The following is a 25048-nucleotide window of genomic DNA, read 5'->3' as shown; positions in this document are numbered from 1 at the left end:
GCACCGCGCACCGCGCACCGCGCACCGCGCACCGGCGGCATCGTCATGCGTGGTCCGCCGCACAAGCCCAGGCACTACGCCCTCCGCACAAGCCAGGGCACTGCCCGGCGCGCCGGGAGCACCGCGCACCGGCCGCCTCCCCCGGCGCGGCCCGGCGCGGCAGGCTACTCCCGGCCCGCGCTCGTCAGGCTCATATCGGCGTAGCGGGCGCCCGCCACCTGTCCGGCGATCGGCTCCAGCGCGGCCAGCTCGTCCGCGCTCAGCTCGATCCGGGTCGCGCCGGTGTTCTGCTCGATCCGGGCGCGGGTGCGGGTGCCGGGGATCGGCACCACGGCGAGCCCGTGCACCTGGGCCCGCTGCTGCACCCAGGCCAGCGCGATCTGGGCGAGCGTGGCCCCGCGCGCCTCGGCGATCTTGCGGATCGGCTCCAGCAGCGCGGCGTTGGTGGCCGCGTTGTCACCGGTGAAGCGGGGCTGGAGGCGGCGGGAGTCGCCCTCGGTCAGCTCCTGCTCGGCCTGGACGAAGGAGCCGGTGAGGAAGCCGCGGCCGAGCGGCGAGAACGGGACGAGGGCGACGCCCAGCTCGGCGGCGGTGGCCGCGACGCTGTTCGCTCCGCCGCCCTCCACATCGCGGGTGAACAGCGACCACTCCGACTGCACCGCCGCGATCGGATGCACCGCGTGTGCCGCGCGCAGCTCCTTGGCCGTGACCTCGCTCAGCCCGAGGTGCTTGACCTTCCCCTCGGCCACCAGCTCGGCCATGGCTCCGACGCTCTCCTCCAGCGGCACCTCGGGGTTGCGCCGGTGCATGTAGTAGAGGTCGACATGGTCGACCCCCAGCCGCCGCAGGCTGCCCTCGATGGCCCGGCGGATGTACGGGCGGTCGTTGTGGATCCGCATGTTGCCGAACGGATCGCTCGCGTCGCGCTCGATGGCGAACTTGGTGGCCAGGGTGATCCGGTCACGGTGGGCCCGGACGAAAGGGGAGATGAACTCCTCGTTCCGCCCGAAGCCGTAGACATCGGCGGTGTCGAAGAGCGTGACGCCCAGCTCCAGGGCCCGCTCCAGCGTGGCCCGCGCCTCCGCCTCGTCATGGGTCGGTCCGTAGCCCCAGCTCATGCCCATGCAGCCCAGGCCCTGGACGCCGACCTCCGGTCCGCCGGCCCCCAGGCCGACGGTCGCGATGGTCTCGTTGGTGCTGTTACTCATACGGGGTCAAACCTCTCCGACGCCCGTCGGGCGTCAGCGTAGACATCGATCTTGTAGTCGAGGACTTCGAGCGTGCTCTGGAGCTCGGCGATCCGCTCCCGCACATTCGCGCGGTGCCTGGTCAGCAGCTCCTCACGCTCGGCGAAGGTGTGCTCGCCCTCGCGCACCAGCTCGGCGTAGCGGACCATGTCCGCGACCGGCATTCCGGTCAGCCGCAGCTTGCCGACGAGGCCGAGCCAGTCCAGGTCGCGGTTGGTGAAGCGGCGCTGGCCGGTGTGCGTACGGTCCACATGCGGCATCAGCCCGATCCGCTCGTACCAGCGCAGGGTGTGCGCGGTCAGCCCGGTATGGGCGACCACCTCACTGATCGTGTAGCCGTCCCGCCCGCTGGGCCGGGGGTGCCCGCCCCTCCCCGCACAGGCGCGTACCTTCACCGGGGCGCTCTCCATCAGGGTCATGCCGATTCACCTCTCGCAGGTCGCAGAGCCGCACGCCTCATCGACGTCTTCAACGCTATTGACTTGGAGTGCACTCCAAGCAAGGGAAGATTGGGCGGAACCTCGGCGCCTACGGCGGGTCCTTCCCCTCCCCGCCCCTTCCCTCAACCGGGGCACCGCCCCAGACCCCGGCCGGGCGGCCCGGATGCGCGCGGGCCCCTGCCCGGCCATCCGGCCGCGCCGACGTGCCACGGGGAGGGGAACGACCCCGCCGGGCAACCCCGTAGGCTCATGGGCATGGAGAGCCTGCGGATGATCGAGAACTGGCCGGTCCCGACGGCGGCGGCCGCCGTCGTACGCGCGGACGGCACCCTGGCCGGATCGTACGGCCCGACCGGCCATCGCTTCCCCCTCGCCTCGGTCACCAAGCCGCTCGCCGCCTACGCCGCGCTGCTCGCCGTCGAGGAGGGCGCGGTGGAGCTGGACGAACCGGCCGGGCCCGAGGGCTCCACGGTGCGTCATCTGCTGGCGCACACCTCCGGGCTCGCCTTCGACGAGCACCGCCCGGTCGCCGCGCCGGGCAACCGCCGGCTCTACTCCAACGCCGGGTTCGAGGTGCTGGGCGATCACATCGCCAAGGCCACGGACATCCCGTTCCCGGAGTATCTGCGCCAGGCGGTGCTGGAGCCGCTCGGCATGACCGCCACCGAGCTGACCGGCTCGCCCGCCAAGGACGGCGTCTCGACCGTGGACGACCTGGTGCGCTTCGCGGCGGAGCTCCAGGCCCCGCGGCTGCTGGCGGCCGAGACGCTGGCCGAGGCCACGTCCGTGGTCCACCCGGGTCTCACGGGTGTGCTGCCCGGCTACGGACATCAGCGGCCCAACGACTGGGGGCTCGGCTTCGAGATACGCGACGGCAAGTCGCCGCACTGGACCGGTGCCGCCTCCTCGCCCCGCACCTTCGGGCATTTCGGCCAGTCCGGGACGTTCCTGTGGGTCGACCCGGACGCCCGCGCCGCCTGCGTCACCCTGACCGACCGGGCCTTCGGCCCCTGGGCGATCGAGGTCTGGCCGACGCTCACCGACGCGGTCCTGACCGAGCTGAACGCGTCGGACCCCTCGGCCGTAAGCCCCTCAGCCGTAGAGCCGTAAGCCCCTCAGCCGTAGACCGGCTCCGCGTGCAGCTCCCAGATCAGCAGCTCGGCGGGGCCCTCGGCGCATGCCTCCAGACCCTCGGCACCCGTGATCCGGGCCGCGTCGCCGGGTCCGAGTCTCTCCCCCTCGATCCGCGCCGCGCCACGCACCGCGTGTGCGTACATCCACGGCGCGTCCGGCAGCGCGGTGCGCTCGCCGTCCGCCAGCCGCCGCACATGCAGCACCGCCTCGGTGCGCTCCAGTGCGTACGGGGTGCCGTCGGCGATGCCGCGCACCACCTCGTACCCGGGCTCCGTCGCGGCGCCCGGGCCCGGCACCAGCCACATCTGGACAAAGGTGAGCGGTTCCGCGCCCGCGTTGCGCTCGGTGTGACGCACTCCGCTTCCGGCGCTGAGCCGCTGCACATCGCCGGGGCGCACCACAGTCCGCGCGCCGGTGGAGTCCTCGTGGGTCAGTTCGCCCTCGACGACCCAGGTGACGATCTCCATATCGCGGTGCGGATGCTCGGCGAAGCCCGCACCGGGGGCGAGCCGCTCCTCGTTGCAGGCGACGAGGGACCCGAACCGCACGTTGCCGGGGTCGTAGTACCCAGAGAAGGAAAAGGCGTGGCGCGTCTCGATGCCCGCGCCGTCCCCACCCGGATACCGTGCACCGGACCGCTGTATCCACATCACCCGGTCCACGGTAGTGCGCCCCTACCCGTCCGCCCCGGCCCCGTCCCTACCCCCGCGTAGCCTCCCGCCCCCAGCGCTCACCACCCGATAAGGCAGTCTTGTCCTCGTGCCTGAACCAGCCTCGAACACCCCGCATCCGCACAGTGCCACCCTGCGCCGCCTGGAGAAGTCCTCCGGGAAGCTCGCCGCCAACGCCATCGCGCGCATGGACGAGCAGTTGCCGTGGTACCGCGCGATGCCGCCCGAGAACCGCTCCTGGATCGGGCTGGTGGCACAGGCGGGCATCGCGGCCTTCACCGAATGGTTTCGCCACCCCGAGGCGCCCCAGGCGATCAGCACCGATGTGTTCGGCACCGCCCCGCGCGAGCTGACCCGGGCGATCACGCTGCGGCAGACCGTGGAGATGGTCCGCACCACCATCGAGGTCATGGAGTCGGCGATCGACGACGTGGCGGCCCCGGGCGATGAGTCGGTGCTGCGCGAGGCGCTGCTGGTGTACGCGCGGGAGATCGCCTTCGCCACCGCCCAGGTGTACGCGCAGGCCGCCGAGGCGCGCGGGGCCTGGGACGCCCGGCTGGAGTCACTGGTGGTCAACGCGGTGCTGTCCGGGGAGGCGGACGAGGGGGCGCTGTCCCGCGCCGCGGCGCTCGGCTGGAACTCCCCCGAGCATGTGTGCGTGGTGCTGGGCACCGCGCCCGACGGGGACAGCGAGCTGACGGTCGAGGCCATCCGGCGGGCCGCCCGCCACGCCAAGCTGCAAGTCCTCACCGGAGTGCTGGGCGACCGGCTGGTGGTGGTCGCGGGCGGCTCGGACAATCCGCTCCAGGCGGCGAAGGCGCTGATCGGGCCGTATGCCCCGGGTCCGGTGGTGGCCGGTCCCGTGGTCTCCGACCTGCTGGCCGCGACCCGCTCGGCGGGGGCGGCGGCGGCCGGGCTGAAGGCGTGCACCGCCTGGCCGGACGCGCCCCGTCCGGTACTCGCGGACGATCTGCTGCCCGAGCGCGCGATGGCCGGGGACCCCGCTGCCCGTGAGCAGTTGGTGGAGGAGATCTACAGACCGCTGGAGGAAGCCGGGTCGGCACTGCTCGAGACGCTGAGTGTGTACCTCGAACAGGCGAGCAGTCTGGAGGGGGCGGCCCGGATGCTCTTCGTTCACCCGAACACCGTCCGCTACCGGCTACGACGTGTGACGGACGTCACCGGATGGTCACCTTCCGACGTCAGGTCGGCGTTTACTCTGCGCATAGCCCTGATCCTGGGCCGTCTCGCCGACGCGAACATATTGCCCTGACCGTTTGTTGGACCTCCACAATTCCCCTGACGGTTCTTCGTCCTTGTCCTCACGGGCGAGTCGGACCATCCACAAGAGAGAGTGTGAGAGTGCTCGTACTCGTCGCTCCCGGCCAGGGCGCTCAAAAGCCCGGCTTCCTCACCCCCTGGCTCGACCTGCCCGGCGTCACCGAACGCCTGACGTGGTGGTCGGCCGTGTCCGGGCTGGACCTCATCCACTACGGCACCAAGGCCGACGAGGAGGAGATCCGCGACACCGCGGTGGCCCAGCCGCTGCTGGTGGCCGCCGGTCTGGTCTCCGCCCACGCGCTGTTCGGCGAGGGCATCGAGGGCGCGACCGGTCTCGCGGGGCTGCCGAGCCGTATCGGCGCGGTCGCGGGCCACAGCGTCGGCGAGATCACCGCGGCCGTGGCCGCGGGCGTACTCACCGACGAGGCGGCCATGGTGCTGGTCCGCAGGCGCGGGCTCGCCATGGCGGAGGCCGCGAGCCGTACCGAGACCGGCATGGCCGCCATACTGGGTGGTGAGCAGGACGATGTCGTCGCCCATCTCGACAAGCACGGGCTGACCCCGGCGAACGTCAACGGGGCCGGGCAGATCGTGGCAGCGGGCACCGCCGAGCAGTTGGCGGCGCTGGCCGCGGACAAGCCCGAGGGGGTGCGCCGCGTCGTACCGCTCAAGGTGGCCGGCGCGTTCCACACCGACCATATGACCCCGGCGGTCGCCGCCCTCGAGGCCCTGGTCGCGGGCGTTCCGGTGGCCGATCCGCGCACCGCTTACGTCTCCAACCGGGACGGCGGGGTCGTGGCGTCCGGGGCCGGGGTGATCGAGCGCATGGTCGCCCAGGTGTCCAACCCGGTGCGCTGGGATCTGTGCATGGAGACCTTCCAGGAGCTGGGCGCCACCGCGCTGATCGAGGTGGCCCCGGGCGGCACGCTCACCGGCATCGCCAAGCGTGCGCTGCCGGGCGTCACCAACTTGGCGCTGAAGACTCCGGACGATCTCGACGCGGCCCGTGCGCTGATCGAGGAGCACGCCATTCCCGCCCTCGCCACACCGGCCGAAGAGGAGCTCCGAGAAGCATGACCGCGAAGATCAAGCCCAGTAAGGGCGCCCCGTACGCGCGCATTCTCGGCGTCGGTGGCTACCGTCCGACCCGGGTGGTGCCCAACGAGGAGATCCTCAAGCACATCGACTCCTCGGACGAGTGGATCCGTTCCCGCTCGGGCATCGCCACCCGGCACTGGGCCGGTCCGGATGAGACGGTCGCCACCATGTCCGTGGAGGCGGGCGGCAAGGCCATCGCCGACGCCGGCCTGAGCCCGGAGCAGATCGGCGCCGTGATCGTCTCGACGGTCTCGCACTTCAAGCAGACCCCGGCGATCGCGACCGAGATCGCCCATCTGCTGGGCACCGGCAAGCCGGCCGCCTTCGACATCTCGGCGGGCTGTGCCGGCTTCGGCTACGGGCTGGCCCTCGCCAAGGGCATGATCACCGACGGCAGCGCGGAGCATGTGCTGGTCATCGGCGTCGAGCGGCTCTCGGACCTGACCGACCTGGAGGACCGTGCGACGGCCTTCCTGTTCGGCGACGGCGCCGGCGCCGTGGTGGTCGGCCCCTCCAAGGAGCCCGCGATCGGCCCCACCGTCTGGGGCTCGGAGGGCGACAAGTCCGACACCATCACCCAGACGCTGCCCTGGGACGTCTACCGCGACCAGGACTCCGCCGAGGTGCGCTACCCGGCGCTGCGCCAGGAGGGCCAGGCGGTCTTCCGCTGGGCCGTCTACGAGATGGCGAAGGTCGCCCAGCAGGCCCTGGACGAGGCCGGGGTCGCCCCGGAGGACCTCGACGCGTTCATCCCCCACCAGGCCAATATGCGGATCATCGACTCGATGATCAAAACCCTCAAGCTGCCGGAACATGTCACGGTCGCCCGTGATGTGGAGACCACCGGCAACACCTCGGCCGCCTCCATTCCGCTCGCCATGGAGCGGCTGTTGGCGACGGGGCAGGCGAAGAGCGGCGACACCGCGCTCGTCATCGGATTCGGAGCGGGTCTCGTCTACGCAGCGACGGTCGTTACCCTCCCTTAGGCTCCATAGTCCAGATCCACGCAGCTCGGCAGAAGTCGGACGCTGCGCCACCACCGCAACACACCGAAGAAGGAGCGCCGCAATGGCCGCCACTCAGGAAGAGATCCTCGAAGGTCTCGCCGAGATCGTCAACGAGATCGCCGGTATCCCGACCGAGGACGTCCTGCTGGACAAGTCCTTCACCGACGACCTGGACGTCGACTCGCTGTCCATGGTCGAGGTGGTCGTCGCCGCCGAGGAGCGCTTCGACGTGAAGATCCCGGACGACGACGTCAAGAACCTCAAGACCGTCGGCGACGCCGTCGACTACATCCTCAAGCACCAGGGCTGAGCCCCCTCAAGGCCGTTGTCGCCACCCATGCGGTGGCGGGTCCAGCACCTTCTACACGTGGAGTAGGAATTCCTGTGAACTCGACCAATCGCACCGTGGTCGTCACCGGTGTTGGTGCCACGACGCCGCTGGGTGGCGACGCCTCGACGACCTGGGAGGCCCTGCTGGCCGGCCGGTCCGGCGTGAACCTCCTGGAGGAGGAATGGTCGGCCGAGTTGCCGGTCCGCATCGCCGCGAAGATCGCGGTGGAGCCGGGCACCATCATCCCTCGCCCGCAGGCCCGCAAGCTCGACCGGTCGGCGCAGTTCGCCCTGATCGCGGCCCGTGAGGCATGGGCGGACGCGGGCTTCACCGCCCGGGCGGGCGAGGACCCGTCGGTCGATCCCGACCGGCTCGGCGCGGTCGTGGCGTCCGGCATCGGTGGGGTGACCACCCTGCTCGACCAGTACGACGTGCTCCGCGAGAAGGGCGTCCGCAAGGTCTCCCCGCACACCGTGCCGATGCTGATGCCCAACAGCCCGGCGGCGAACGTCAGCATCGACCTGGGCGCCCGTGCGGGCGCGCACACCCCGGTGAGCGCGTGCGCGTCCGGCGCCGAGGCCATCGGCTACGCCATCGAGATGATCCGCACCGGCCGCGCCGATGTGGTCGTCGCGGGCGGCACCGAGGCGTCCATCCACCCGCTGCCCATGGTCGCCTTCGGCAACATGATGGCGATGTCCAAGAACAACGACGATCCGCAGGGCGCCTCGCGCCCCTTCGACGTCGACCGCAACGGCTTTGTGATGGGCGAGGGCTCGGGCGCCATCGTCCTGGAGTCGGCGGAGCACGCCGCGGCGCGCGGCGCCCGGGTGTACGCGCAGGCCATCGGCCAGGGCATCTCGGCCGACGCCCACCACATCACCCAGCCGGAGCCGTCCGGCAACGGCATCGGGAACGCGCTCCAGAACCTGGTGGAGAACACCGGCATCAGCGGTACCGAGATCGCGCACGTCAACGCGCACGCGACCTCGACACCGCAGGGCGACCTGGCGGAGATCAAGGCGCTGCGCAAGGTGTTCGGCAACGACGTGGACCACATGGCGGTCTCCGCCACCAAGTCCATGACGGGCCATCTGCTCGGCGGCGCGGGCGGTGTGGAGACGGTGGCCAGCGTGCTCGCGCTGTACCACCGGCTGGCCCCGCCGACGATCAACATCGGCTCGCTCGACCCGGAGGCGGACGCGGACGTCGTGACCGGCGAGCCGCGGGCGCTCCCGGCCGAGGGCCCGATCGTGGCGCTGAACGACTCGTTCGGCTTCGGCGGCCACAATGTGGTGCTGGCCTTCCGCGCGGTCTGACGCGCTGATACGCGGGTGATGGCCCGCCTCCGGCTCCGGCCGGGGGCGGGCCGTTCGTATGCGGGCCGTTCGTATGCGGGCCGTTCGTATGTCAGGGGGCCTCGCCGTCGAAGCTGGCGAAGTACGAGGCCACCATGTCCTCGTCGCCATGGCCCGCCTCGATGGCGCGGCGGAACCGCTCCCGGCCCGCGGCCGCCAGGTCCAGCCGCACTCCGGCGCGCTCTCCGGCCTCCACGATCAGCCGGGCGTCCTTCTCGGCGGTCCTGGTCGCGAAGCTGGGTTCGAGGTCGCCCCGGAAGAGCTGGCCCGACTTGACCCGCATATAGCCGTTGTCCAGCGGTCCGCCCTCCACCCCGTCCAGGAAGCCCTGGAAGTCCACGCCCAGCCCCTTGGCGAGGGCGACCGCCTCGGCGGTGGCGTGGGTGACATTGAGGACCCAACTGTTGAGCACCAGCTTGAGCCGGGTGGCGGCGGCGCCCTCCGCACTGTCGCCGACCCACACCGTACGGCTGCCGATGGCGTCGAAAACCGGCCAGACCACCGGGCGGACGGGGTGCGGGCCCGCGGCCAGCACCAGAAGCTGTCCGCTCTGCGCGGGCTGCTTGGTGCCGAGGACGGGCGAGTCGATGAGGACGAGGTCCTTCTCGCGGGCGAACGCGGTGAGCGATTCCATCGTCTCCAGCCCCGCCGTGGTGGCCTGCGCCCATACGGTCCCGGGGCGCAGCGCGGGCGCGGCCTGCCGCATCGTCTCGAGGGCCGCGGCGCCGTCGTAGAGGATGGTCAGAACGACATCGGCACCGTCCACGGCCTCGGCCGGGGTGTCGGTGACGCGTACGCCGTCCTGGCCGAGCGGCTCGGCCTTGGACCGGGTGCGGTTCCACGCACGGACGTCGAGCCCGGAGCGGGCGAGGTTGCGGGCCATGCCGGAGCCCATGATGCCGGTGCCGAGGACCGCGACGGAGGTTGCCGGGAGTTGTTCGGTCATGCCGCCACGCTAAGACCTGAAGTGCACTCCAGGAAGAAGGGGCGGCGGCGCGTCAACCGCTCAGACGACCTGGTGAAGCCAGCGGACGGGGGCGCCCTCACCCGCGTAGCGGAACGGCTCCAGCTCGTCGTCCCAGGGCTTGCCGAGCAGCTTGGCGATCTCCGCCTCGAGGTCGCTCTCGCCGCGGACGGAACGGGCGAGGGCGGCGCGCAGCCGGTCCTCGGGGATCAGGATGTCGCCGTGCATTCCGGTGACGGCGTGGAAGATGCCCAGCTCGGGGGTGGAGCTGTAGCGCTCGCCCTCGGCGGTGGCGCAGGGCTCGGCGGTCACCTCGAAGCGCAGCAGATGCCAGCCGCGGAGTGCGGACGCCATTTTGGAGGCCGTGCCGACCTCACCCTGCCAGGAGAACTCGGCCCGCCAGGTGCCGTTCGCGGCGGGTTGCTTGATCCAGTCGAGGGTGACCCGCACGCCGAGGACGCCCGCGATGGCCCATTCGACATGCGGGCACAGCGCGCGCGGAGCGGAGTGCACATACAGAACTCCACGTGTCGTCACCGGTGCCTCCTGTGCGGTTCGAGGTGCGCCTTCCCCAGCGGCCTCGCGCCCGTACCGGTCCCGCCCGGGACATCGGTTCACATTCTGCCCTAGTGATCACTCCCACACCAGTCTCGACGTCACCTTCAGTGAAATTTATCGTGCAGAATTCTCTAGAAAGTGGACAGGATGTGACGGGGCGTAATGTGTCGGTACCGCATAGCGCGCCAATGTCGCCGGGATGACGCTCATCGGACACAAGAAAAACGTACCGTGCGAGCCAGCCGGAGGAGTGACGTACCGTCGGTCCGGATAGATATCACCCAACAGCCGGAGGGGGAACAGCCATGCGGGTCAGCGCGACACGCCGGAAGCGATCGGCGGCCGCTTCCTCGACCACGCGTACGGTCGTGCGCCCGACCCCGCGCACCACTTCGCGCACCGGCCGCCGCACGGCCGGGCGCGCTGCCGGGCGCGCCGGCGTGGTGCTGTTCACCACCGTCGCCGTGCTGAGTTCGGCGGGCTGCTTCGGCAGCTCGGACGACCCGTCCCGGCACGGTCCGACCCGCGCCGGGAAGACCCCCGGCGCCAAGCGGACGGTCGTCTGGAACACCCGGCCCAGCTCGATCGCCTCCCTGGGCGACTCCATCACCCGTGGCTTCGACGCCTGCTCGGTGCTCTCCGACTGCCCCGAGGTGTCCTGGTCCACCGGCACCGATGTGGAGAGCCTCGCCCAGCGGCTGCTGCCCGCCACCACCGCCCGCTCGGGCACCCATAGCTGGAACTTCGCCAAGACCGGCGCGGTCGTGGCCGACCTCCCCGGCCAGATCGAGGCGGCCGCGGCCCGCAAGCCGAAGCTGATCACCGTGATGATCGGCGCCAATGACGCCTGCCGGGACTCGGTCGACGAGATGACCTCCACCGAGCAGTTCCGCTCCACCTTCACCTCGGCGCTCACCCGGCTCCGCCGTGACCTGCCGAAGACCCAGGTGTATGTGGCCAGCGTGCCGGATCTGAAGCGGCTGTGGTCGGAGGGGCGGAAGAACGTCTTCGGCAGGCAGATCTGGAAGCTGGGCATCTGCCCGTCGATGCTGAAGAACTCCGAGCACCTGGACGCCGCCTCCAACGACCGCCGCCAGCGGGTGGCGGACCGGGTGACCGAGTACAACAAGGTGCTGAAGGACGTCTGCGGGCGCGATGTGCTGTGCCGGTACGACCCGGCGGTGCATGAATACCGCTTCACCACGTCCCAGCTCAGCAAGTGGGACTGGTTCCACCCCAGCAAGGCGGGCCAGCAGCAGCTCGCCGAAATGGCGTACCGCCGCATCACCGCTTCCGCGTCCTGACCCCGAGCCGCGGCCCGGCTCCCGGCCAGGGGCCGGGAGCCGGCGCGGGCGGTCTGCCCGACCGGGTGAGGGGGCGACCCACGCGGTCTGCCCGACCGAGTGAAGGGACGCCCCACCGGGCCGGCGAGGTGGACTGGCCGGCGGACGCGAGCACCCTCGCCGCACGCCGGGCAGGGGTAGCCCCAGCGGCCGGGGCACGGATCCGCACCACGCGCGGGGCCGCCCCACCGCCTCGGGCAAAGACAGCCCCACCGAGCCACCCGGGAACGCCCCACCGCACACCAGGCAGGGGTAACCCCAACAGCCGGGACACGGACCCACACCACGCGCCGGACCACCCCACCGCCTCAGGCGTGGTGTGGCCCCACCGGGGCGGGTGGCGCAGGTGGGTGCACGCCCCCTGCGGCCCCCAGGCCGCAGGGGCGGCACGCGCCGGGCGGGCTCAGGCCGTCGTCCGCACCGGGACCGGGGCCCGTAGGCGGCGGTCGGCTACGTTGCGGCCCGCTTCTGCCGCGTAGGTGCCGGGGATCAGGCGCCAGGCGCTCCGCGTCTCGTCCCAGATCTCCGCCGCCCGGCGGGGCAGCGGGATGGTCGCCTCCGCCGTCTCCCCCGGGCCCGCCGTGACCGAGGCGAAGCCCGCGAGGCGCCGGACCGGCCGCTCCTCGCCGTCGCCCCCGCCCCCGCCCTCGGGCACGGTGAGATAGAGCTGTACGACCTCGCGCCCCGCCCGGGACCTGGTGTTGCGGACCCGTACCGTCACCGTTCCCAGCGCTCCCCCAATCGCCTCCCCTGGGGTGAAGTCCATCGCCTCGTAGGCCCAGTCGGTGTAGCCGAGGCCATGCCCGAACCAGTACGCCGGAGCGATCCCCTCCCGCCGAGCGGTGCAGATTGACCGTGGGCGCGAGCAGCACATGGACGCCCTTGCGCCGCGCCTCCTGCGCGAGCAGCCGCCCCGCCCGCCGGGCCAGCTCGGGGTCCCAGGTGGCGGCGAGCGCGGTGGGGCTGGGCAGGGCGATGGAGGGGTCGTCGGCGGTCCAGTGGACGCCGCGGACGCCGATCGGGCTCCAGCAGGGGGTGCTGCGCGCGGAGTGGGGCTTCGACGGCGCCGGGGCGCATCGCGTTGTACTCCACCAGGGAGGCGAGCAGGTCCAGCGGCCATACGTCGCCGCCGTCGCGCCGCGCGGAGCCGGTGTCCCACTGGTCGCGCTCCTTGAGCACGGCGATGCTCGCGGTGCTCGGTCATGGTCGAGCCGTTGACCCCGTTGTAGGCGGCCATGATGCCCCAGGGGCGGGCGTTCTTCACGATGGCTCGCCGCTGGGCGGGCGGCACTTCGAGGCGTACAGCGAGGATCCGTATCTCACCGGCGAGATCGGCACCGGCTATGTGACGGGTGTGCAGGACGCATCGTCCAGACCTTCTCCGCGCTCCTCGGCGAGAGCGTCACCGACGAGCACCCCGCACGCCGCTTCTTCACCCAGCGCTATGAGAACGTGCGCGCCGACATGGCGGCCACCCTGCGCGGCGAGTTCGGCGACCGGCTTCCGAGCGGGCTCACCCCCGAGGCCGCCGCGCCGCTGGTGGTGGCGGTGATGGACGGACTCCAGTTCCAGTGGCTGCACGACCGGGACGCGGTGGACATGCCCGCCCTCTTCCGGGCCTTCGTCTCCCTGCTGGGACAGGGAGACGAAGCGGCCGAGGGGTGACGTCCCGCCCTGCGGACTTCGCGTGCGAGCCGTCTCGTGACGGCGGCTCAGCCGTGGTCCGCCACCAGCCTGACCTCCCGCTCGACCCCGACCGCATTCCTCGGCAGCGGTACGAAGGCGGTGTCGGCGGCGGAGACGCCGACGGTGTCGAACCTCAGCAGCGTGCCCTCGGCCTGCGCCGCTCCCGGCTCGTACGACCCCACGTCCGCCGCGTCGATCACCCAGCGGTGCCGCTGTCCGTCGCAGACCGCGCTGTGGCCGCCGAGGCCGTGCCGCTCCCGGCCCTGGGTGAGCGTGACGAGCACGCTGGCCCGCGCGTTCTCCGACTCTCCGCGGACACACCGGTAGCTGCCGTACAGCGTGACGGCCCCGTCCGGAGTGACGTCCCCGGTGCGGTCGATGGCCAGATCGTCGGTCCAGGGCAGGGGCAGCCGCGGCCGGTCGGGCAGCTCTCCCCGGCCGGCCAGGCCCGAGTCGGGGCGCAGCTCAGGGCGGTTGGGCCCGGCGGGCGCGGCATGGGCGGCCGGAGCCGCCATGAGGAGAACGGTGAGGGCGCCGAGGGCGCGGCGGTTGCGCATGGACGTACATACCTCCTGGGGCGGGGAGCGGATGCCCGCCACGGGCTCCGTCGCGTCCTCCCGAACGGAGTCGCCGGACGGATGCCCGTGAGCGGGTGCTCATTTCCCCGTACAGCTACCGGGCCCTCGAACCCGCCCGGGGGAATCTCACCCCCGGGCGGCGTGTCCGGCACCGCCCAACGGGTGGCCACCGGGTGCGCGGTTGACCCGGCGGCGCCCTTACGGTGCTCGTTCCTCCGGGGCCGCCTCCTCGAACCTCCCCGCCGACGCGGCCACTTGGCGCGGCGCCGCCGGATCGCCCCGCAGCCCCGGGGCCAGGGCCAGCGTGACGGCGACCGAGACCGCCGCCATCGTGGCCATCGCCACGGCCGGCGAGGTGGGCTGGGCCAGCGCCCCCGCGAGGGCGGCGGAGACGCCCTGCATGGTGAGCATCCCGGAGGAGTGCAGCCCCAGGGCCTGGCCGCTCATCGCGTCCGGGGTCAGGGCCATCAGCCGCTGCTGGAGCGGCAGCGTGGCCGAGAAGCCGATCGAGGCGAGGGCGACGGCGGCCAGCGCGAGGGGCAGCGGCGGACGCAGGGCGAAGACCAGATACGGCACGGCGAGCAGCAGCCGCAGGGGCGCCGCGAGCCGCTCCCGCCGGTGCGGTGGCAGCAGCCGTCCGGTGAGCAGGTCGCCCAGCAGCATGCCGAGGGAACCGGCGGCGAAGAGCAGTCCGGCGTGCCGGGGCGCGTAGGGCACGAAGAGGGATTCACTGCCGACGATCAGCCCGTTGGGCACCCAGAGCGCGTAATAGACGTGGCGGCGGGGCGCGGAGGACCACAGCCGGGCGTTGACCCGCCAGGTCTCGGTGACCGAGGGCCGTCCGCCGGCCCGGGCCGGACGCCCGCTCAGGCCGACCCGGGCGACGGCTGCGGCCAGCAGATACAGCGCGGCGGCGGTGAGCAGGGTGCCGCGTGCCGAGAGGGCGGTCACCAGGAGGCCACCGGCCGCGTAGCCGCCGATCTGCATGGTGCCGCCCGACATGTTGATCACCGAACGGCCCAGCAGATAGCCCTCCTTGGGCAGGATCTCGGTGAGCAGTCCATAGCGGACGGCGCCACCGAGGGCGGCCGCGGCGCCCATCCCGAACACGAGGGCGAAGACGGCCGCCACGGGCAGCCCGGGGAGGGCCAACGCGGCGGTTCCCAGGGCGAAGAGCACCGCCAGCCCGGACAGCGCGGCGCGCGGCGGCAGCCGGTCGGCCGCCGACAGCAGCGCCAGCGCGCCCGCCACTTGGGCGAGGGAGGGGCCGAACATGCTGAGCGCCGAGAGCAGCGGTGAGCCGGTCGCCGCGTAGACCAGGGTGCCGAGGGCGAGCCCGCTCGCGGTCGAGGCGGCCACCTGGGTGGCGGAGATCAGGAACAGCGGGGTGAACTCCGGGGTCCGGAACACTTCCGAATAGGTGCGCATGCCCCTCAGGCTCGGGAGTCTCCGCGCGCCGGCGTTAATGTTTCGCGCGGACGCGAAACCACGCGGAACGACGCGGTGGCGGTGGGGGTGGCCGATGGGGCTGTGGCTGGTGGACGCGGATACGCTCGCGCGCAGCCGGTTCGTCCGCTCCGCCCTGGCCGAGACCACCGCGGCCCTGGTCACCCTGGAGCGGGCGAGTGCCGCGCACCCGGGCGAGCGGGCCTGGCTCGACGCCCATCTGCCCGCCTACCGGGCGCGGTTGGCCGGTGACCCGGTCACCGCGCTGCTCGTCCGGGCCGCGCTGGGCCGGGCCTGGCTCGCGGACTTCCTCACCCAGACGCCGGGCGAGGGCGAGCCGTCCGTCGAGGTGGAGCTGGCCCGGATGCGCGCGACATCCCCCGCCGCCGCGCGCCGCGACCTCACCGTCTCGCTCGGCCGCTCCCCGCTCCCGGCCGCGCTGTGCCGCGACGATCTGCCGGGGCGGCTCGCGGAGCTGCTGGAGTGGGTGTGGACGGAAACCGTCAGGCCCTCCTGGCCGCGCCGCCGCCGGATCATCGAGGCCGATGTGGTGGCGCGCACCGGCCAGGTGAGCCAGGGCGGCTGGGCGGCGACGCTGGACGGCCTGCGGCCGCAGATGCGGTGGCTGGGCGGCAGCCGGCTGCGGATCAACGCCCATGACAACCCGCCCCGCGCGGTCCACGGCGCCCAGTTGCTCCTCGTCCCCGTCACCCCCGCCGCCGGCTGGGTCTCCTGGGACGCGCCGCACCGCTACGCCGTGATCTACCCCTGCGCCGGCGCCCTGACCACCCCCGGCCCTCCCCCGGCCCCGGACTCCCTGGCCCGCCTTCTCGGCCCGGCCCGGGCGAGCGTCCTGATCCTGCTCGACACCCCGAAGAGCACCACCCATCTGGTGGCCCTGACCGGCCAGACCCTGGGCTCGGTCGGCCGCCATCTGCGCGTCCTGCGCGAGGCCCGTCTGGTGCGGCGGCGCCGGGCGGGGCGGTCGGTTCTGTACGACCGCACGACGGCCGGCGAGGTGCTGGTCGAGGCCCAGCGAACCGCCTAGGGCCCTAGTCCTCGCACCAGCACAGCAACGAACATCCCTGGACCCATGTTGTCCAGTGAGATGATCGGTCATGATGGTTCTTGATCGGTCATGATGGTTCGTCACGTTCGAATGTCATTCGACGCACAGCCATTGACACCCCTGACGGGGGCTGACTACGGTCACGCCAAGATTTCGAACGTGTGACGAAATATCGAACATCGCGAAGGGTCGATTGCTGTGCGCATCACCGGTATCAGTACGCATGTCGTCGGCACCCCCTGGCGCAACCTCACCTATGTGCAGGTCCACACGGACGAGGGGATCACCGGCGTCGGCGAGACCCGCATGCTCGGGCGGACCGATGCGCTGCTGGGCTATCTGCGCGAGGCCGAGCTCAACCACCTCGCCGGATCGGACCCGTTCGCGGTGGAGGACCTGGTCCGGCGGATGAAGTACGGCGACTACGGCCGGGCGGGCGAGATCGTGATGTCCGGGATCGCCTGTGTGGAGATGGCCTGCTGGGACATCAAGGGCAAGGCGCTCGGGGTGCCCGTCTGGCAGTTGCTCGGCGGGAAGGTGACGGACAAGGTCAAGGCGTACGCCAACGGCTGGTACACCGTCGAGCGCACCCCCGAGGCGTTCCACAAGGCGGCCTCCACCGTGGTCGAGCGCGGCTACCGAGCGCTGAAGCTGGACCCGTTCGGCACCGGCCACTTCGAACTGGACCACGCGGAGACCCTGCATTCGATCTCCCTCGTGGAGGCCGTGAGGGACGCGATCGGGCCGGAGGCCGAGCTGCTGGTGGAGATGCACGGGCGGTTCAGCCCGGCGACCGCCGTCCGCATCGCCGGGGAGCTGGAGCGGTTCCATCCGTCCTGGCTGGAGGAGCCGGTGCCGCCGGAGAACCTCAAGGCGCTGGCGAAGGTCGCGGAGAAGACGCGCCTGCCGATCGCCACGGGTGAGCGCATCCACGACCGCATCGAGTTCCGCGAGCTGTTCGAGTCGCAGGCCGCCGACATCATCCAGCCCGACGTCGGCCACATCGGCGGCATCGGCGAGGCGCGCAAGCTGGCCGCGACGGCCGAGACGCACTACGTACTGATCGCCCCGCACAACGTGGGCGGCTCGGTGCTGACCGCCGCATCGCTCCAACTCGCCGGCTGCACCCCGAACTTCAAGATCCTGGAGCACTTCAACGACTTCGCCGACGCGGAGATCAAGAAGGTGGTCAAGGGGGCCCCGCAGGTCGTGGACGGCTACTTCCAGCTCTCCCACGAGCCCGGTCTCGGCGTGGAGCTGGACGCCGACGCGGCGGCCGAATTCCCCCAGCAGCAGGCCCGTTTCGACCTGTGGGCCGAGGGCTGGGAGAAGAGGGACCCGAAGGGCGGGGCGAAGTGACCGCGCTCGTCCTCGACGCCCCCGGCGCGTTCCGTCTGGTAGAAACCGGGACCGACGCCGGGACCGAACAGCCCGCGCCCGGCGCCGGTGACGCCCGGGTGCGCGTTCACGCCTCCGGGATCTGCGGCAGCGACCGCGAGCTGTACCAGGGGAACCGGCCCGAGGGTTACGTCCGCTATCCCGTCACCCCCGGCCATGAGTGGTCCGGGACGGTCGAGGCGGTCGGCGCGGGCGTCCCGGAGGCGCTCGTCGGCCGTAAGGTCGTCGGCGAGGGGTTCCGCAACTGCCAGGTGTGCGACCGCTGTCACGCCGGGGACACCACCTTGTGCACGGCCGGGTACGAGGAGACCGGCTTCACCCGGCCCGGGGCGATGGCCGACACCCTGACCCTGCCGGCCCGGCTGCTGCACCCGCTGTCCGACGACGCCGACCTGGGCGCGGCCGCCCTGCTGGAGCCCGCCGCCTGTATCGCCGCCGCCGCGCTCAAGGCCCGGGCCCGGCCCGGTGAGCGGGTCGCGGTGGTCGGCACCGGCACCCTCGGCATGATCGCCGTACAGTTCCTCGTCGCCGTCTCCCCCGCGCGGCTGCTGGTGGTGGGCACCCGCCCGGACCGGGAGCAACTGTCGCTGGACTTCGGCGCCACCGACTTCCGCACCCGGGACCAGTTGTCCGACCAGCTCTCGGGCTATGACGTGGTCATCGAGACCGCCGGATCGGCCTCCGCCGCCCGTAGCTCCGCCTCGCTGCTGCGCCGGGGCGGCCGGCTGGTGCTCACCGGTATCCCGGCGGCGGGCGCCGAGGGGCTGGACCCCACCGATCTGGTGGTCCGCCAGATCGAGGTGCAGACCGTCTTCGGGGCCCCGCCCGCCGCCTGGTCGCACGCCGTACGGGTCTTCGACGCGGGGCTGTTGACCCTGCGTCCGCTGATCACCCATGAGCTGCCGCTCACCGACTTCGCCGCCGCGATCGAGCTGGTCGGCAGCGGCGATCCGGCCGTCGGCAAGGTGCTGCTGCGTCCGCAGGGCCTCGACTGGCAAGGGCCGCGATCAGCACATGTGGCACGCCTCCCGCGCCCCGTCTCCCGTCCTCCCACCAGCCTCCCGGACCGTCTCTAGTCATCCACCCAGCCCCACTCGGACAACGATGTCCTGGGCAGCACCAGCCGGACGCCGAACCACCGGCCATCACTCCACAGGGAGCACCGTGACCGCCGCCTCACCCACCACTCCCGGCCCCCGCCGCCCCGCCGACGCGGCCCTCGCCTCGCTCGGCCACGCCACGCCCGCCCCCGACCCCGCCGACGCCTCCGCGCACACCTTCCCCGACGGCGGCACCTGGCGCACCGAGATCCCGTCCGTCGAGGGTCCGGAGGCGCTGGCCACCGTGTTCAAGGAGGCCGGGCGGCTCGATGTGCCGGTCCACCGGATCAGCCAGGGCAGCGGCGTCTGGATGCTCACCGATGCCGAGATCACCGAGATGGTGGAGTCCTGCGCCGAGCGGAACGCCGAGCTGTGCCTGTTCACCGGCCCCCGCGGCACCTGGGACATCGGCGCCGCCACCCGCTCCGACTCCGGCGGCGGCGGCCTGCGCGCCCGCGGCCATGACGCGGTGGCCGGATGTGTGGAGGACGCGCTGCGCGCGGTCTCGCTGGGCGTGAAGTGCCTGCTGGTCGCCGACGAGGGGGTGCTGTGGCTGCTGAACGGGCTGCGGGAGCGCGGCGAGCTGCCCACGGACACCACCTTCAAGCTGTCCGCGCTGGTCGGCCCGGTCAACCCGGCCTCGTTCGCGGTGTACGAGCAGCTCGGGGCCGACTCCATCAACATCCCGTCGGACCTCACGCTGGAGCACCTCACCGAGATCCGCCGGGTCTCCCGCGCCCCGATGGACTTCTATGTCGAGGCCCCGGACGACCTCGGTGGCTATGTCCGGCTCTATGACGCGGCGGAGCTGATCCGGCGCGGTGCCCCCATCTATCTGAAGTTCGGGCTCAGCAAATCCCCGGGGATCTACCCGTACGGCGCCCAGTTGCGGGACCTGGCGCTGGGCAGCGCCCGTGAGCGGGTGCGCCGCGGGCGGCTCGTGCTCGACCTGCTGGGCCGGCTGGGCGCGGACGGCGGGATGTCCCCGCTCGGCTCCCGGCTGCCGGGTCCGCTGCGGCGTTTCACCGCCGACGCGGCCCCCTTGAATTCCTGACGCAACGACGCCCCAGGGAAGGACCCCAACACCATGCGCACGGTAAGAGGAGCACGAGCCGCGGCGATAGGCGCCGGCCTCCTCGCGCTCTCGCTGACGGCCACGGCCTGCGGCCAGGAGGCGGTCGGCGGCAGCCGGTACAAGAGCAAGGAACAGGGAGGAACGATCGGCATCGCGATGCCGACCAAGTCCTCCGAGCGATGGATCGCCGACGGCCGGAACATGGCCAAGCAGTTCCAGGCGGCGGGCTACAAGACGGACCTCCAGTACGGCGAGGACGACGTACGCACCCAGGTGGCCCAGCTCGAAAACATGATCACCAAGGGCCATCGGCTGCTGGTGGTCGCGCCGATCAACGGCGGGGCGCTCTCCGACGTCCTGAAGCAGGCCCATGAGGCCAATATCCCGGTGATCTCCTACGACCGGCTGCTCCTGGGCACCAAGAACGTCGACTACTACGCGACCTTCGACAACGAGAAGGTCGGCAAGCTCCAGGGCCAGTACATCGCCGACAAGCTGGGGCTGTCCAAGGGCCGCAAGGGCCCGTTCTCCATGGAGCTGTTCGCCGGGTCCTCCGACGACAACAACACCAAGTACTTCTTCAACGGCGCGATGAGCGTCCTCAAGCCGTACATGGACAAGGGCGAGCTGGTCGTCCGCTCCAAGCAGACCAGTCTCAACCAGCTCTACACCGAGAAGTGGAGCGGAAGCGCCGCCCAGGACCGCATGGAGGACCTGCTCAACAAGGCGTACAGCAGCCGCGATGTCGACGCCGTGCTCTCGCCGTACGACGGCATGTCCATCGGCATCCTCTCGGCGCTCAAGGGCGTCGGCTACGGCACCAAGGCCAAGCCGTATCCGGTGGTGACCGGGCAGGACGCCGAGCTGGCCTCCGTGAAGTCCATCATCCGGGGCCAGCAGACGCAGACCATCTACAAGGACACCCGCAAGCTGGCGAAGGCCACGGTCGATATGGCCAAGGCGGAGCTGACCGGCGGCAAGCCCCCGGTCAACGACACCAAGTCGTACGACAACGGCGAAAAGGTCGTGCCGACCTTTCTGCTCAACCCGGTCAGCGTCGACAAGTCCAACACACAGGTACTGGTCGACCAGGGTTACTACACCGCGTCGCAGCTGAAGTAGGGCGGTTCCGGGCTATGAGCACCATTCTCGAATTGCGCTCCATCACCAAGACCTTCCCCGGTGTCAAGGCGCTCTCCGATGTCAATCTCCATATCCGCAAGGGCGAGATCCACGCCCTGTGCGGGGAGAACGGCGCGGGAAAGTCCACCCTGATGAAGGTGGTCAGCGGGGTCCATCCGCATGGCAGCTACGACGGCGAGATCCTCTTCGAGGGCGAGGCGTGTGCCTTCAAGGACATCCGCGCGAGCGAGCAGCGCGGCATCGTCATCATCCATCAGGAACTGGCCCTGATCCCCTATCTGTCCATCGCCGAGAACATCTTCCTCGGCAATGAGCACTCCCGGCGCGGCCTCATCAGTTGGAACGAAACCCTTCGGCACGCCACCGCGCTGCTGGGGCGGGTCGGTCTGACGGATTCGCCGCAGACCCGCGTCACCGATATCGGCGTGGGGAAACAGCAGTTGGTGGAAATCGCCAAGGCGCTCTCCAAGGAAGTCAAGCTGCTCATCCTGGACGAGCCGACCGCGGCGCTCAACGACGAGGACAGCGGAAAACTCCTCGATCTGCTGCTGGAGTTCAAGGCGCAGGGCATCTCCTGCATCCTGATCTCCCATAAGCTGGGTGAGATCCGCCGCGTCGCCGACTCCGTCACCATCCTGCGCGACGGCCAGACCATCGAGACCCTGACCGTCCGGGAGACCCCCGAGGCCGACCCCGAGGTCTCCGAGGACCGCATCATCCGCGGCATGGTCGGCCGCGACCTGGACCACCGCTTCCCCGACCGCACCCCGTACGAGGGCGAGGACGCCTCCGAAGTGGCCCTGGCCATCGAGGACTGGACCGTCCACCACCCCATCGACCAGCAGCGCAAGGTCGTGGACGCGGTGTCGCTGAACGTGCGGCGCGGTGAGATCGTCGGCATCGCCGGGCTGATGGGCGCCGGCCGCACCGAACTCGCCATGAGCGTCTTCGGCCGGGCGTACGGGCGCTACGCGGGCGGCCGGGTGTTCCGGGACGGCCAGGAGGTCCGTACCCGCACCGTGCCGGAGGCGATCGACCACGGCATCGCGTATGTCACCGAGGACCGCAAGACGTACGGGCTCAACCTCGATGACACCATCAGCCGCAATGTCTCGCTCTCCTCGCTGACGAAGGTGGCCCGCCGCGGCGTGGTCAACGAGCACGAGGAGTCACGGGTCGCCGAGCGGTTCCGCACGACGATGAACATCAAGGCCCCCACGGTCTTCGAGCGGGTCGGCCGGCTCAGCGGCGGCAACCAGCAGAAGGTCGTCCTCAGTAAGTGGATCTTCGCGGGTCCCGAGGTGCTCATCCTCGACGAGCCCACCCGTGGCATAGACGTCGGGGCCAAGTACGAGATCTACACGGTCATCAACGACCTCGCGGCCCAGGGCAAGGCCGTCATCTTCATCTCCTCCGAGCTGGGCGAGCTGCTGGGGATGTGCGACCGGATCTACACGATGGCGGCCGGGCGGCTGACCGGGGAGGTTCCCCGGGACGAGGCGACCCAGGAAGTTCTGATGCGCCACATGACGAGGGACAGAGGAGACGAAGGATGAGCACGGCCACCCAGAAGACCGAGAGCCCGGCCCCACCGCCGGCCGAGGGCTCGCCCAGCGTCGGGACGCTGCTGCTCCAGGGCCTGCGGTCCAATATGCGGCAGTACGGAATGCTGGTCGCGCTCGCCCTGATCATCGTCATCTTCCAGATCTGGTCGGACGACATCCTGCTGCGCCCGCTGAACGTCACCAACCTGGTGCAGCAGAACGGCTATATCCTCATCCTCGCGATCGGCATGATGATCGTGATCATCGCGGGGCATATCGATCTGTCGGTCGGTTCGCTGGTCGCCTTCATCGGCGCGGCCGCCGGCGTCATGATGATCAAACACGATATGCCGTGGGGCCTCGCGGTCGTCCTCTGTCTGCTGCTCGGTGCGGCGGCCGGGGCCTGGCAGGGCTTCTGGATCGCCTATATAGGCATTCCGTCCTTCATCGTCACCCTGGCCGGAATGCTGGCCTTCCGCGGCGGCACCCAGATCCTGCTGGACGGTCAGTCCCTGTCGCCGTTCCCCGACGGCTTCGAGAAGATGAGCACCGGCTTCATCCCGGAGATGGGCCCGTACACGCAGTACCACAACCCCACGATGGTGATCGGCCTCGTCGTCTGCGCCGCCGCCGTCTGGCAGGAGTGGCGCGCCCGGCAGCAGCGGGCCGCCTATGAGCTGGACGTGGTGCCGCTCGGCCTCTTCTTCGTCAAGTGCGCGGCGATCGTGGCCGCCGTGATGGCGTTCACCATGACGCTGTCGAGTTGGCACGGGGCGCCGTACGGGCTGCTGATCCTGGCGGTGCTCTTCGTCCTGTTCAGCTTCGTGATGCGCAACACCGTGGTCGGGCGGCATGTGTACGCCCTCGGCGGCAACCAGCCGGCGGCCAAGCTGTCGGGTGTCCGGGACAAGCGCGTCACCTTCATGGTCTTCGTCAACATGGGTGTGCTGGCCGCCCTCGCCGGTCTGGTCTTCGCCGCCCGGCTGGGCTCCGCGACCCCCAGCGCGGGCCTCAACTTCGAGCTGGAGGCCATCGCCGCCGCGTTCATCGGCGGCGCCTCGGCCAGCGGCGGTGTGGGCACGGTGCTCGGCGCGATCATCGGTGGTCTGGTGCTCGGCGTGCTCAACAACGGTATGTCGCTGGTCGGCATCGGCACCGACTACCAGCAGGTGATCAAGGGTCTGGTGCTGCTGGCGGCGGTCGGCTTCGATGTCTGGAACAAGCGCAAGGTCGGGTCGTAACCCGTCAGCAGTCCCTCTTGGATCTAGCCTTAGGGAGCCGCATATGACCACGAGCAGACGCACGGTGATCACGGCGGCGGCGGCCGGACTGGCGGCCTCGGCCGCCACGACCGGCACCGCCCACGCAGCAGGCGGAGGGCACTCCGCGGGCAAGGGAGGCGCGGTGAAGGAACACTTCGGCACGCTCGCGGACGGCACGGACGTCGACCGCTGGACGATCGAGAACGGCCGCACCCGGCTGCGCGTGCTCAGCTACGGCGGCATCGTCCAGAGCCTGGAGATCCCCGACCGGCACGGCCGCCGCGCCAATGTGTCGCTCGGCTTCGACGACCTGGACTCCTACGTCGCCGACAGCCCGTACTTCGGCGCCCTCATCGGCCGTTACGGCAACCGCATCGCCCGCGGCACCTTCACGCTGGACGGCAAGAAGTACCAACTGCCGATCAACGACGGGCCGAACAGCCTGCACGGCGGCGACAAGGGCTTCGACAAGCACGTCTGGTCCGTGGAAGCGTTCCGCAAGGGCGCGGACGTGGGGCTCACCCTGCGCCGGGTCAGCCCCGACGGCGAAATGGGCTACCCCGGCACGCTCACCGTGCGGGTGGACTACACGCTCACGGCGGACGGCGACTTCCGCATCGACTACGAGGCCACGACCGACAAGGCCACGGTCGTCAACCTCACCAACCACACGTACTACAACCTGGCCGGGGAGGGCAGCGGCTCCGTCTACAACCACCGGCTGGAGATCGCCGCCGCCCGCTACACCCCGGTCGACAAGACCCTCATCCCCACCGGCGAACTCGCCAGGGTGGCCGGGACCCCGTTCGACTTCCGCCGCGCCAAGGAGATCGGCCGGGACATCCGGGAGGCGCACCAGCAGGTGCTCTACGGGCAGGGCATCGACCACAACTTCGTACTGGACAAGGGCATCACCGGCCGTCCCGAGCACTTCCTGACGGTGACCGAGCCGGAGTCCGGCCGAGTGATGCGGATCGCCACGACCGAGCCCGGTGTGCAGTTCTACACCGGCAACTTCCTGACCGGCACGTTCGCGGGCACATCGGGGAAGGTCTACCGGCAGGGCGACGCCTTCGCCCTGGAGACCCAGCACTTCCCGGACTCGCCCAACCAGCCGTCGTTCCCGTCGACGGTGCTGCGGCCGGGGCAGACGTACCGGTCGACGACGGTGCACTCGTTCTCGACGCGCTGAGATTTCGGCTCCTGCTTCATCCGCCCGCCCCGCGCTCCCGATCGGAGCGCGGGGCGGGCCCCGTCATACCCACCCGAGAGACATCTCGCGTGCGTAACAAGTCAAGCCGCCGTGGCCAGAGCC

23 protein-coding genes and 3 pseudogenes are annotated in these 25048 nt (G+C 71.1%); 16 read left to right on the top strand and 10 right to left on the bottom strand.

Annotated elements, in window-relative coordinates; genetic code table 11:
* Nucleotides 1-164 precede the first annotated feature (164 nt).
* Together KN815_RS28085 and KN815_RS28080 are read right to left on the bottom strand one after the other, a co-directional pair.
* Nucleotides 165-1208, bottom strand: coding sequence for an aldo/keto reductase (locus tag KN815_RS28085; RefSeq protein WP_216344702.1), 1044 nt, complete (start codon nucleotides 1206-1208; stop codon nucleotides 165-167).
* On the bottom strand, nucleotides 1205-1666 hold the full coding sequence (locus KN815_RS28080; RefSeq protein WP_216344701.1) for a MerR family transcriptional regulator: 462 nt from the start codon (nucleotides 1664-1666) through the stop codon (nucleotides 1205-1207). The genes KN815_RS28085 and KN815_RS28080 overlap by 4 nt, the downstream gene beginning before the upstream one ends.
* 276 nt (nucleotides 1667-1942) lie before the next feature.
* Between KN815_RS28080 and KN815_RS28075 the strand changes: the two genes are divergently transcribed.
* Nucleotides 1943-2797 carry a serine hydrolase domain-containing protein gene (locus tag KN815_RS28075; RefSeq protein ID WP_216344700.1) on the top strand — a complete coding sequence of 285 codons (855 nt, stop codon included), beginning with the start codon at nucleotides 1943-1945 and terminating at the stop codon, nucleotides 2795-2797.
* Nucleotides 2798-2802: 5 nt separating this feature from the next.
* On the opposite strand, the gene KN815_RS28070 is transcribed toward KN815_RS28075, so the two are convergent.
* Nucleotides 2803-3471: a pirin family protein gene (locus tag KN815_RS28070; protein ID WP_216344704.1), complete on the bottom strand. Its 669-nt coding sequence runs from the start codon at nucleotides 3469-3471 to the stop codon at nucleotides 2803-2805.
* A gap of 109 nt (nucleotides 3472-3580) precedes the next feature.
* On the opposite strand from KN815_RS28070, the gene KN815_RS28065 reads away from it, so the two are divergent.
* The 5 genes from KN815_RS28065 (at nucleotide 3581) to KN815_RS28045 (ending at nucleotide 8528) form a co-directional block, all read left to right on the top strand.
* Nucleotides 3581-4765, top strand: coding sequence for a PucR family transcriptional regulator (locus tag KN815_RS28065; RefSeq protein ID WP_020871571.1), 1185 nt, complete (start codon nucleotides 3581-3583; stop codon nucleotides 4763-4765).
* An 89-nt stretch (nucleotides 4766-4854) separates the two neighbouring features.
* The gene (locus tag KN815_RS28060) at nucleotides 4855-5850 is read left to right on the top strand and encodes an ACP S-malonyltransferase (RefSeq protein ID WP_216344703.1); all 996 of its coding nucleotides are present in this window, start codon (nucleotides 4855-4857) and stop codon (nucleotides 5848-5850) included.
* The gene (locus KN815_RS28055) at nucleotides 5847-6857 is read left to right on the top strand and encodes a ketoacyl-ACP synthase III (protein WP_216344699.1); all 1011 of its coding nucleotides are present in this window, start codon (nucleotides 5847-5849) and stop codon (nucleotides 6855-6857) included. The genes KN815_RS28060 and KN815_RS28055 overlap by 4 nt, the downstream gene beginning before the upstream one ends.
* A gap of 82 nt (nucleotides 6858-6939) precedes the next feature.
* Complete coding sequence (locus KN815_RS28050) at nucleotides 6940-7188, top strand: acyl carrier protein (protein ID WP_020871568.1); 249 nt, start codon at nucleotides 6940-6942, stop codon at nucleotides 7186-7188.
* A 74-nt stretch (nucleotides 7189-7262) separates the two neighbouring features.
* Complete coding sequence (locus tag KN815_RS28045) at nucleotides 7263-8528, top strand: beta-ketoacyl-[acyl-carrier-protein] synthase family protein (RefSeq protein WP_216344698.1); 1266 nt, start codon at nucleotides 7263-7265, stop codon at nucleotides 8526-8528.
* 91 nt (nucleotides 8529-8619) lie between these two features.
* On the opposite strand, the gene KN815_RS28040 is transcribed toward KN815_RS28045, so the two are convergent.
* Nucleotides 8620-9513: an NAD(P)-dependent oxidoreductase gene (locus KN815_RS28040; RefSeq protein WP_216344697.1), complete on the bottom strand. Its 894-nt coding sequence runs from the start codon at nucleotides 9511-9513 to the stop codon at nucleotides 8620-8622.
* A gap of 60 nt (nucleotides 9514-9573) precedes the next feature.
* The gene (locus KN815_RS28035) at nucleotides 9574-10068 is read right to left on the bottom strand and encodes a DUF3145 domain-containing protein (protein WP_059147850.1); all 495 of its coding nucleotides are present in this window, start codon (nucleotides 10066-10068) and stop codon (nucleotides 9574-9576) included.
* A gap of 326 nt (nucleotides 10069-10394) precedes the next feature.
* Here KN815_RS28035 and KN815_RS28030 point away from each other — a divergent pair, with 326 nt between their 5' ends.
* Entirely contained in the window at nucleotides 10395-11393 is a 999-nt protein-coding gene (locus KN815_RS28030) for an SGNH/GDSL hydrolase family protein (protein ID WP_216344696.1), read from the top strand.
* Between the two features lie 442 nt (nucleotides 11394-11835).
* Here KN815_RS28030 and KN815_RS28025 read toward each other — a convergent pair whose 3' ends face one another.
* The 3 genes and pseudogenes from KN815_RS28025 to KN815_RS50760 form a co-directional block, all read right to left on the bottom strand.
* Nucleotides 11836-12153 (bottom strand): fibronectin type III-like domain-contianing protein, encoded by a 318-nt coding sequence (locus tag KN815_RS28025; protein WP_372458497.1) that lies wholly within the window; start codon nucleotides 12151-12153, stop codon nucleotides 11836-11838.
* Nucleotides 12154-12253: 100 nt separating this feature from the next.
* Nucleotides 12254-12454 (bottom strand): annotated as a pseudogene (locus KN815_RS52325) (glycoside hydrolase family 3 N-terminal domain-containing protein); the annotation flags it as partial.
* A 34-nt stretch (nucleotides 12455-12488) separates the two neighbouring features.
* Nucleotides 12489-12617: pseudogene (locus KN815_RS50760) on the bottom strand (TetR family transcriptional regulator); the annotation flags it as partial.
* A gap of 180 nt (nucleotides 12618-12797) precedes the next feature.
* Between KN815_RS50760 and KN815_RS28015 the strand changes: the two are divergent.
* A pseudogene (locus KN815_RS28015) lies at nucleotides 12798-13097 on the top strand (TetR family transcriptional regulator C-terminal domain-containing protein); the annotation flags it as partial.
* Between the two features lie 47 nt (nucleotides 13098-13144).
* Here the strand turns inward: KN815_RS28015 and KN815_RS28010 are convergent.
* Both KN815_RS28010 and KN815_RS28005 read right to left on the bottom strand, forming a co-directional pair.
* The gene (locus tag KN815_RS28010; protein WP_216344695.1) at nucleotides 13145-13675 is read right to left on the bottom strand and encodes a DUF6299 family protein; all 531 of its coding nucleotides are present in this window, start codon (nucleotides 13673-13675) and stop codon (nucleotides 13145-13147) included.
* 219 nt (nucleotides 13676-13894) lie between these two features.
* The gene (locus KN815_RS28005; RefSeq protein WP_216344694.1) at nucleotides 13895-15124 is read right to left on the bottom strand and encodes an MFS transporter; all 1230 of its coding nucleotides are present in this window, start codon (nucleotides 15122-15124) and stop codon (nucleotides 13895-13897) included.
* A gap of 94 nt (nucleotides 15125-15218) precedes the next feature.
* Between KN815_RS28005 and KN815_RS28000 the strand changes: the two genes are divergently transcribed.
* The 8 genes from KN815_RS28000 (at nucleotide 15219) to KN815_RS27965 (ending at nucleotide 24925) form a co-directional block, all read left to right on the top strand.
* A complete protein-coding gene (locus tag KN815_RS28000) occupies nucleotides 15219-16190 on the top strand; it encodes an ArsR family transcriptional regulator (RefSeq protein ID WP_216344693.1) in 972 nt (323 codons plus the stop codon).
* A 219-nt stretch (nucleotides 16191-16409) separates the two neighbouring features.
* Nucleotides 16410-17570, top strand: coding sequence for a mandelate racemase/muconate lactonizing enzyme family protein (locus KN815_RS27995; RefSeq protein WP_216344692.1), 1161 nt, complete (start codon nucleotides 16410-16412; stop codon nucleotides 17568-17570).
* Nucleotides 17567-18685, top strand: a complete 1119-nt coding sequence (locus tag KN815_RS27990) for a zinc-dependent alcohol dehydrogenase (protein ID WP_253209288.1) — start codon at nucleotides 17567-17569, stop codon at nucleotides 18683-18685. The genes KN815_RS27995 and KN815_RS27990 overlap by 4 nt, the downstream gene beginning before the upstream one ends.
* An 88-nt stretch (nucleotides 18686-18773) precedes the next feature.
* The gene (locus tag KN815_RS27985) at nucleotides 18774-19763 is read left to right on the top strand and encodes a hypothetical protein (protein WP_216344691.1); all 990 of its coding nucleotides are present in this window, start codon (nucleotides 18774-18776) and stop codon (nucleotides 19761-19763) included.
* Nucleotides 19764-19796: 33 nt separating this feature from the next.
* Nucleotides 19797-20906 carry a multiple monosaccharide ABC transporter substrate-binding protein gene (gene chvE, locus KN815_RS27980; RefSeq protein WP_216344690.1) on the top strand — a complete coding sequence of 370 codons (1110 nt, stop codon included), beginning with the start codon at nucleotides 19797-19799 and terminating at the stop codon, nucleotides 20904-20906.
* A 14-nt stretch (nucleotides 20907-20920) separates the two neighbouring features.
* Nucleotides 20921-22483 (top strand): multiple monosaccharide ABC transporter ATP-binding protein, encoded by a 1563-nt coding sequence (gene mmsA, locus KN815_RS27975; RefSeq protein WP_216344689.1) that lies wholly within the window; start codon nucleotides 20921-20923, stop codon nucleotides 22481-22483.
* Complete coding sequence (gene mmsB, locus KN815_RS27970) at nucleotides 22480-23712, top strand: multiple monosaccharide ABC transporter permease (protein ID WP_216344688.1); 1233 nt, start codon at nucleotides 22480-22482, stop codon at nucleotides 23710-23712. Before mmsA ends, mmsB begins: the two co-directional genes overlap by 4 nt.
* 43 nt (nucleotides 23713-23755) lie before the next feature.
* Complete coding sequence (locus KN815_RS27965) at nucleotides 23756-24925, top strand: aldose epimerase family protein (RefSeq protein ID WP_216344687.1); 1170 nt, start codon at nucleotides 23756-23758, stop codon at nucleotides 24923-24925.
* The last annotated feature ends 123 nt before the right edge of the window (nucleotides 24926-25048 follow it).

The organism is Streptomyces niphimycinicus, from assembly GCF_018883605.1.
Classification (GTDB): domain Bacteria; phylum Actinomycetota; class Actinomycetes; order Streptomycetales; family Streptomycetaceae; genus Streptomyces; species Streptomyces niphimycinicus.
The sequence above is the reverse complement of the archived record's forward strand: the minus strand, read 5'-3'. Positions and strand labels throughout refer to the sequence as shown.

Excerpts from the sequence above, each read along its gene's own strand:
- KN815_RS28085 (WP_216344702.1), bottom strand. The coding sequence starts at position 1,208 with ATGAGTAACAGCACCAACGAGACCATCGCGACCGTCGGCCTGGGGGCC.
- KN815_RS28080 (WP_216344701.1), bottom strand. The coding sequence starts at position 1,666 with ATGACCCTGATGGAGAGCGCCCCGGTGAAGGTACGCGCCTGTGCGGGG.
- KN815_RS28075 (WP_216344700.1), top strand. The coding sequence starts at position 1,943 with ATGGAGAGCCTGCGGATGATCGAGAACTGGCCGGTCCCGACGGCGGCG.
- KN815_RS28070 (WP_216344704.1), bottom strand. The coding sequence starts at position 3,471 with ATGTGGATACAGCGGTCCGGTGCACGGTATCCGGGTGGGGACGGCGCG.
- KN815_RS28055 (WP_216344699.1), top strand. The coding sequence starts at position 5,847 with ATGACCGCGAAGATCAAGCCCAGTAAGGGCGCCCCGTACGCGCGCATT.
- KN815_RS28050 (WP_020871568.1), top strand. The coding sequence starts at position 6,940 with ATGGCCGCCACTCAGGAAGAGATCCTCGAAGGTCTCGCCGAGATCGTC.
- KN815_RS28040 (WP_216344697.1), bottom strand. The coding sequence starts at position 9,513 with ATGACCGAACAACTCCCGGCAACCTCCGTCGCGGTCCTCGGCACCGGC.
- KN815_RS28030 (WP_216344696.1), top strand. The coding sequence starts at position 10,395 with ATGCGGGTCAGCGCGACACGCCGGAAGCGATCGGCGGCCGCTTCCTCG.
- KN815_RS28010 (WP_216344695.1), bottom strand. The coding sequence starts at position 13,675 with ATGCGCAACCGCCGCGCCCTCGGCGCCCTCACCGTTCTCCTCATGGCG.
- KN815_RS28005 (WP_216344694.1), bottom strand. The coding sequence starts at position 15,124 with ATGCGCACCTATTCGGAAGTGTTCCGGACCCCGGAGTTCACCCCGCTG.
- KN815_RS28000 (WP_216344693.1), top strand. The coding sequence starts at position 15,219 with ATGGGGCTGTGGCTGGTGGACGCGGATACGCTCGCGCGCAGCCGGTTC.
- chvE (WP_216344690.1), top strand. The coding sequence starts at position 19,797 with ATGCGCACGGTAAGAGGAGCACGAGCCGCGGCGATAGGCGCCGGCCTC.
- mmsA (WP_216344689.1), top strand. The coding sequence starts at position 20,921 with ATGAGCACCATTCTCGAATTGCGCTCCATCACCAAGACCTTCCCCGGT.
- mmsB (WP_216344688.1), top strand. The coding sequence starts at position 22,480 with ATGAGCACGGCCACCCAGAAGACCGAGAGCCCGGCCCCACCGCCGGCC.
- KN815_RS27965 (WP_216344687.1), top strand. The coding sequence starts at position 23,756 with ATGACCACGAGCAGACGCACGGTGATCACGGCGGCGGCGGCCGGACTG.